We start from the raw sequence: 8,014 nt of genomic DNA on the forward strand, positions 1-8,014 counted from the left end.
TCCAATTAGAATACCATGCTAGCGTCTGAGAAACGCCGATCAAAAAAAAGGGATAGACAATGCCTGCGACACTTTATGATCGTTTGGGGGGAACGGATGGTATTCGGCGAATAGTTGACACGCTGGTGGACAATCACTCCAAAAACCCAGTTGTCTCTGCTCGATTTGCAGGAAGTGATATGAAGCACCTCAAGCAAATGGCAGGAGACTTCTTTATTACTGGTTCTGGTGGACCTGAGATCTATGCAGGCAAGGATATGGTTGCCGCGCATCGGCACATGAACATCAGCGGAGACGAGTTTGTCGCAGTATTGGACGACGCCGTGAACGCACTACAGGCAAACGACGTTGGTCAGCGGGAGCAAGAGGAAGTTTTGTACATTCTATATAGCCTCAAAGGGCAAGTCGTTGGGATTTGAGTATTGCGTGAACGGAGTGCACACGGAAAAGTGAAAACTCGGTCATTGGATTATTTTAATGTGGAGCAGGTATCGCCCAGGTCTTGCTGAACGTCCACTGATGGTGCCAATTGACAGTGAGTTTGAGAGCTTTTTCTTGGTCTCATTCTTGCTATCTGACTGCGTATGATCGCGTTAGGAAAATAGTGGTGCGCTATTTGGCAAAACTATTTGCAGGAATTTTCTTCCTTGCTGTGGCAGTTTCAGCCACTAGCGGTGCGGCAGCCACAGCGGTGGAGTGTAGCAACGCCGGAGGGTTACCGAAATGACAAACGGAGAAGCGGTATGTTCTTTTCGCAGCAGAACTTGCCCAAGTGAATGAAAAACATATCAGTCGCTCAGACAATGGCACCCCAAAACTTGTGGGGGCTCGCAATGCACGGGCAAAGACGAGTGTAGCACGAAGCAGGGTTGGTCAACAAAACCGCCAATGTGTGTCTATTAGAGCGGTAGAAATTCTGAAGGCAATTGCACCAAGAGAAACAAATGCGAGGCGGACCTAGTTGTTCGGGTAGCCTGCACCTAATGAGTTTGAGGTGCTGTTCCGGCGACTCCAAGAAACCTTGAAAAAATTCATTCGTGCATTTTCGGCAGCCCAGATGTTCACCTTGGGCAAGAGTTGCAAGAGTCAATAACTTGGCTTCGGGCAAATACAGACGGCAGCTTTGTCCGCAGAGTGGTCGTTCGGATGTACTGCAGCGAAGGTCCGCATCGAGCCCAAAGCGGACGTTCCGTTGCAGCGAAAAGCCATGTAATGCTCAGTGCATCTCAATGAATGTGACATCAACTGAAAACACGAATAGCACCGCGTTGTTTAGACCATCACAATCGTCAATAAGCCTGAAAATTAGACGCTCCTTCCCTAGGCAGCATCCAACCAAGCCTGAATGACTTGAAAAATCTGATCTATGCGTAAAACTAAGAGCATGAGTGAGTATTTTGATGAAATGTTCAACGGCGATGGATCACTTAGAGGTCCATACGAAGAGATCGGCCGCTGGTTTAATGCGGAAGACGCATCACGACTGAGGGCGAAACAGCGCGAAGCCGAAGAAGTGTTTAGGCTGACGGGCATCACTTTTAACGTATACGGCAAAGCCGAGGCCGAGGAACGTCTGATACCGTTTGATATCGTACCACGAGTTATTTCAGCGCGGGAATGGCAGCGGCTGGAACGCGGTATCGAACAGCGGGTGCGGGCAATCAACGCATTCCTACATGACATTTACCACCGTCAAGAAATTGTCCGGGCCGGGCGCGTGCCGGCAGAGATGATTGCCGGAAACGAGGCCTTCCTGCCGCAGATGCTTGGTGTCTCACCGCCCGGTCAGGTCTATACGCACATAGTCGGGGTCGATCTGGTGCGAACCGGACCAGACGAGTTTTTCGTTCTGGAAGACAACGCCCGTACACCATCCGGGGTCAGCTATATGTTGGAGAACCGGGAAACGATGCTAAAGATGTTCCCCGAGCTCTTCAGCGCGACGAATGTTCGTAATGTTTCAGACTACCCCCGCAATCTGAGACGATCTCTTGCTGCCTGCGCGCCGACTTGCGCCGACGGGGAGCCAACCGTCGCGGTGTTAACCCCAGGCATCTATAATTCGGCCTATTACGAACATGCGTTCCTCGCAGATCAGATGGCTGTGGAATTGGTCGAAGGCCACGACCTACGCGTTGTTGATGGGCGGGTCTGCATGCGTACCACCAGAGGCTACAAGCCCATCGACGTACTTTACCGCCGCGTAGATGACGACTTTCTGGATCCCCTGAATTTCAACGCCGATAGCGCTTTGGGCGTACCTGGTATCCTGGACGTTTACCGTGCAGGAGGTATCACAATCGCCAACGCACCGGGGACCGGTATTGCTGACGATAAGGCGATCTATTCCTACATGCCTGAAATCGTTGAATTCTACACGGGTGAGAAACCCTTGCTGCAAAACGTCCCGACCTGGCGCTGCAGTGATCCCGAGTCTCTCTCCTACGTGCTGGACAACCTGTCCGAGCTTGTTGTGAAAGAAGTACACGGGTCTGGCGGTTATGGAATGTTGATCGGACCGACCGCCAGCAAGAAAGAGATTGCGGCGTTCCGCTACAAGCTCAAATCGCGGCCCGGGAACTACATTGCTCAGCCGACACTGTCGCTTTCGACGGTTCCGATCTTTGCGCGCTCGGGACTTGCGCCCAGACATGTTGACCTAAGGCCGTTCGTTTTGGTGTCACCCGAAGGGATCAAGATCACACCCGGCGGTTTGACCCGCGTGGCGCTTAAGAAGGGATCTCTAGTCGTAAACTCAAGTCAGGGTGGCGGGACCAAAGACACCTGGGTTCTGGAGGACTGACCATGCTGGGAAAAACTGCAGGTGGGTTGTTTTGGATGTCTCGATACCTTGAGAGGGCGGAAAACACGGCCAGGCTGCTTGAAACAGGTCAGCGGATGGCGTTGACCCGTACCAAGAACTCCGCCGAGGAATGGGGCTCTGTTCTGAAAACGGCCGGCGTTCTGGATGCGTACTACGCAAAATACGATGATGTTTCAAAAGACAACGCGGTAGATTGGGTGCTGCGCGATGCTGATAATCCATCCTCGATCAAGTCAGTCATCAAACAGGCACGAGACAACGCGCGCCTTGTTCGAACCGCGTTGACCCATGACGTCTGGAGTGCAGTAAACTCCACTTGGATGCAGATCGATGAGATCATGAAGCGCCGTGTGAATGAGCGTGATTTGCCTGCGACGCTGGAACTTATTCGCCAACAGGCGGCTTTGGTTCGTGGTGCCACATTGGGAACCATGCTGCGCAATGACATTTTCGACTTCACCCGTATTGGTACGTTTGTCGAGCGGGCCGACAATACCGGGCGAATTCTGGACGTTAAGTACTATGTTCTTTTGCCCACGGCCTTTTCAGTGGGCTCATCACTGGACAATATACAATGGGAAAGCATCCTCCGCTCTGTTGGTGCGGGTGGCGGGTATCGAATGACCCATGGAGAGAAAACGCGGCCGTCTGATATTGCCCAGTTTCTGATCTTGGATCAGCGCATGCCTCGCAGCCTGCACTTTTGCTGCAGAAAAATTCAGGAGAACCTGTCATACCTGCAGAAAGACTATGGCTTTGCCGGGCCTTCGTGCGAGGCGTCTAAAGTTCTCTACGAGAAATACCTGGATCAGCAAATCTCCGATATTTTCGAGCTCGGACTGCATGAGTACATTCAGGATTTTCTGACAGATCTCGGCAACTTAAGCCGTCAGATAGAAATCGATTACCGGTTCTATGAGTAGCAAATGAAACTGCACATTCGACACGAGACACGATACGATTTCGACGCGCCGGTTCCCTTCGGGCTGCAGCAGCTGAGGAAAACGCCAAAGTCATTTCGCAATCAGAGCATTTTAAGTTGGAGAACCAAGATCTCCGGCGGGCGCAAAGAGCTTACATTTGAAGACTACCACCGCAATACGGTGGAGTTGATCAGTTTCGAGCTAAATACCCGAAGCATCTCGTTGATCTCCGAAGGCGTTGTTGAGGTGGAAAACACACATGGCGTACTGGGGCGTCATGAAGGGTCGACACCATTGTGGCTATTCAAAAGAAGCACACCTCAGACAATGCCGGGGAAAGGGGTCGCCGATGTGGTAGGCGCGTTGCCAACAGGCAAACCACTTGAGCAGATGCATGCCCTGTCTGAAAGAATTCGAACACAGGTTGCGTACGAGGTTGGAAGTTCGCACCCGGGTTGGAGCGCAGAAGACGCTCTCACAGCAGGGTGTGGCGTGTGTCAGGACCACGCGCATATTTTCATTACCTGCGCGCGGCAGATCGGAGTGCCGGCACGCTATGTATCCGGTTACCTTATGATGAACGAAACGGAACTACAGGACGCGACCCATGCCTGGGCCGAAGTGCATTTGGATGGTTTGGGGTGGGTCGGGTTTGACGTTTCAAACGGTATTTCACCTGACGATCGATATGTACGTGTCGCGACCGGTCTGGACTATTCCCAATCTGCACCAGTAATAGGGAACAGAATAGGGACAGCGGGCGAGCAATTGACAGTGCAGTTGCAGGTCGCACAGCAGTAACGGAGAATCTGATGACCTATGCTGTGGGCATGCGGCTGAACCGCGGACTGGTTTTCATGTCCGATACACGCACAAATGCAGGCGTGGACAATGTTTCGACCTTCAACAAAATGTTCAACTGGACAGTCGAAGGTGACCGGTCGATAACCATCCTAGCGGCCGGAAACCTGGCGACTACTCAGTCTACAATAAGCCTTCTGGAAGAGCGGACGAAAGTGCCGGAAGAACGCTCGCCGTCCATACTGGAAGCGCCGACAATGTTTCAGATTGCGCAATTGGTCGCCGCTACTCTGAACGACGTCATCGAGGAGCATGCCCGGAGCGGTCAGCAAGCCGACAGTGCCTTTCATGCTACACTCATTTTAGGTGGGCAGATAAGGGGCGGCCCGTCACGCCTGTTTCTAATTTACCCCGAAGGCAACTTTATCGAGGCTGGCGACGACACCCCGTTCTTTCAGATTGGAGAGACAAAATATGGTCGCCCAATTCTGGTACGCGCCTATGATCCGGAAATGAGTTTTCCGGAAACCGTAAAACTCCTGCTTGTAAGTTTCGACTCCACAATTAAGGCCAACCTATCTGTCGGCGCTCCGCTTGACCTGCTTCTGTACGATGAAGACAGCTTTGAAAGTGGTACACGGTCCAGATTCGAAACCGACGACCAGTACTTTCGCATTATTTCCGAAGGGTGGGGCGACGCATTGAAATCTGCCTTGTCCAAACTTCCGGAATACAGCTCTTAGGGAAAACTAAACGGTTGAATGCCGGCTTTGTCCGCGGTGTGGTCGTTCGGATGTACTGCAGCGAAGGACCGCATCGAGCCCAAAGCGACCAGCGCGGCGACATACATAAATGTCTGTTTCCATCTCCAAGAATAATTGCGACGGAAATTAACTAATCAGCCGTTGTACCAATTCGGACAACGGAGAAAAAATGCCCGACTGCGCACGAATACTACCTTTCATCGCATTGGTTGTCTTTTCTGGGATGAGCTTGCTCGCCATAAAAGCATTAGAGACGCTTGTTGTCGCGGGGTACACCCCGTTAGAACGCCTGTCACTGACGGCGAACCCAATTGCGTGGGGCGATGCCACGCTACAGGCAACGCGACCTTTGAGTTGAAAACCTTGGAGTGAAGAGCGTGACCCTCACGACCAGATCGCACCGAATATAGAAACGGAACATTGCTCATGAAACCTGATATCCTGTTCAATTCCATTGTGGCATTTGCCTTCATTGCCGCGCCTGCGCTTGCCGATTCACCGAAGCTTCAAACGCCCGCTCCCGTCATCTACTTGGCCGACAACCTTGACGAACAAGACGACCTCGGTTGGTGCATTGACACGCTTGGCAGAAGATTTGCCGAGCGACTGCAAGCCCATTCCTGCAAACCGGAAGGCGGCGACGTGCAGTTTTCGTTCGATGCCAAAACAGGAAATATTCAATCGGTCGCATTCTCGGACTATTGCATGTCTCATCAACCAAATGAGGAAAGCACGTTCGCTCTCGTCTCCTGCGATACCACTGCAACTGACCAGCAGTTCGTATACGACCCAGAGAGTCGCGCCATTCGTACATCAGACGACGAAACCACTTGTGTTTCCGCTGGCCAACACAGCCAATCTGCCGGACCGTACATGTCTCGGGCACTCGTTTTGACCGACTGCGTGACGACTCCTGAAGCGCTCAAGGAATGGGTAATTCTCGAATGAGACGCGCTAACGACTCCACAAAAGGACCTTTGCTGAAACCATCAGTTTCCCAAATCGCGCTATTCTTTGTGACGCCCGTGGCCCTACAGGCCGAGACCTTCTCTGCGGATGTCTGGGCCGACAATTGGTTCGAACTGCGTGTAAATGGCACCCAAGTTGCTGAAGACAGCGTGCCGATCACGACGGAACGCTCGTTCAATGCAGAGAGCTTTGATTTCACGGCTGAGCGCCCCTTTGTGCTGGGTCTTGTGGCCAAGGACTTTAAAGAGGATGACACGGGACTGGAGTATATCGGCACCCGTCGTCAGCAAATGGGCGATGGTGGCGTGATCTTGCAAATCAGGGATGCCTCTGGCGCGACAGTGGTAGTAAGCAATGCTGACTGGCAATGCCATGTGATCCACGCCGCACCGCTAGATAAAACTTGCGAAAACGAAAACGATCCCGTGGCAGGCACTGCCCCGTGTGGATTTGATGCCAGTGAAGAGCCCTCGGGTTGGGATGGTGCTGACTTCGACGCATCGTCTTGGGCAAACGCAAGCGTTTTTATTGAGGCTGAAGTCGACCCAAAATTCGGGTATGATGAAATCTCTTGGGATGGGTCCGCCGAATTGATCTGGGGCCCGGATTTGGAACAGAGCAACACCGTTTTGTGCCGTTTGACCGTCAACTAACACCCAAGGACAACCAAATTGTTAAAATCAACCTTCTTGACCATTGCTGTTTTAAGCACCGGGATGGCCCATGCGGAAAACGTCGAAATTTATGTCGTTGATATGCTCGACAACATTCAGAACGGTTATTGTATCGACATAGCAAAAGGTAAAGGCGCTTCTGCCAATCCCGAAGATGGGCTCCAAGTGCACACCTGCTACAGCCCGCTCGGTGAAGTGCTGGTCGATCAGGCGTTTGATCCAGAGCAATTCGCGGACGGTGTCCTCTTTATGCCTGAGTTTGACGTCTGCATGCAGGCTATCTCGACCGAGGCCGATGCGTCCGCCGAATTGGCAGCCTGTGATGGCTCCACAGTCCAAAGTTGGATTTTTGACGGCGAAGGCACCATAACCCCTGCGGCTGCCCCAGAAATGTGTCTAACCCTGACGGGTCAGACCAGAACCGGTCGCAGCGAGGAAAACCAGATGATGGCAATGACGCTTCAGGCGTGCTCTGAAGAACGAGCGGCGTATCAGACTTGGTCTAATCGCACTGCGGACTGAAAGGGGCCAAGGAGGCACCCAAGTTGTGCTTCTGGGGCCGACAAGCGCGTCTGTGCAGATTTCTGTAAGTATCGTCAGAGTTCGTGTTTTTGAAAAGCCGATATTAGATTGAGCGCCCAGAATTGGCGCTTTGTCCGCAATGCGGCCTCTCTGGAAAATTTAGCAAAAGACCGCATTGAGCCCAAACTCTCGAATGCTGCGCAAAAGAACGTCGGTACGAATTAGGCGGAGGCCAGCTGTTGACCTCTGCCTTATGGGGTCATTTGCTGAAAAACTCTGCCACAGCATCAGTCGACGCTTTCACTGCCTCAGGCTTGTAGTAGAAGTCCACATGAGAGAATTCGTCAAACGCCAATTCTTCATGTTCGTTCGTCAGCTTGGCAACAAACTGGGTTGAGCAAGGCGCGATAGGTGTCTGGACACTCGGAGATCGACTTCCAAGTGAACGCCATGACTACTCGCCGAAGGTCTCTGTTGGTAACCGCAATGGCTGATCCGCACACTGCGCGGGGACAAACGGTGGCGCTGATTGATGCG

At 52.4% G+C, this 8,014-nt stretch carries 8 protein-coding genes; all 8 read left to right on the forward strand.

Going from position 1 to position 8,014, the window contains the following annotated elements:
- The first annotated feature begins 59 nt into the window (after positions 1-59).
- Positions 60-419, forward strand: a complete 360-nt coding sequence (locus AC2FIO_RS22550; protein WP_282121406.1) for a group I truncated hemoglobin — start codon at positions 60-62, stop codon at positions 417-419.
- Between the two features lie 965 nt (positions 420-1,384).
- A complete protein-coding gene (locus tag AC2FIO_RS22555; RefSeq protein ID WP_496700114.1) occupies positions 1,385-2,803 on the forward strand; it encodes a circularly permuted type 2 ATP-grasp protein in 1,419 nt (472 codons plus the stop codon).
- Between the two features lie 2 nt (positions 2,804-2,805).
- Entirely contained in the window at positions 2,806-3,747 is a 942-nt protein-coding gene (locus tag AC2FIO_RS22560) for an alpha-E domain-containing protein (protein ID WP_282121408.1), read from the forward strand.
- 3 nt (positions 3,748-3,750) lie between these two features.
- A complete protein-coding gene (locus AC2FIO_RS22565; RefSeq protein ID WP_496700117.1) occupies positions 3,751-4,548 on the forward strand; it encodes a transglutaminase family protein in 798 nt (265 codons plus the stop codon).
- Between the two features lie 11 nt (positions 4,549-4,559).
- A complete protein-coding gene (locus tag AC2FIO_RS22570; RefSeq protein WP_058276331.1) occupies positions 4,560-5,291 on the forward strand; it encodes a proteasome-type protease in 732 nt (243 codons plus the stop codon).
- Positions 5,292-5,738: 447 nt separating this feature from the next.
- Positions 5,739-6,260, forward strand: coding sequence for a ricin-type beta-trefoil lectin domain protein (locus tag AC2FIO_RS22575; RefSeq protein WP_496700119.1), 522 nt, complete (start codon positions 5,739-5,741; stop codon positions 6,258-6,260).
- Positions 6,257-6,934, forward strand: a complete 678-nt coding sequence (locus AC2FIO_RS22580) for a PEBP family protein (protein WP_496700121.1) — start codon at positions 6,257-6,259, stop codon at positions 6,932-6,934. The genes AC2FIO_RS22575 and AC2FIO_RS22580 overlap by 4 nt, the downstream gene beginning before the upstream one ends.
- 18 nt (positions 6,935-6,952) lie before the next feature.
- The gene (locus tag AC2FIO_RS22585; RefSeq protein ID WP_496700122.1) at positions 6,953-7,477 is read left to right on the forward strand and encodes a ricin-type beta-trefoil lectin domain protein; all 525 of its coding nucleotides are present in this window, start codon (positions 6,953-6,955) and stop codon (positions 7,475-7,477) included.
- The last annotated feature ends 537 nt before the right edge of the window (positions 7,478-8,014 follow it).

The sequence above is a fragment of the Ruegeria sp. CDSB086 genome (genome assembly GCF_059611065.1).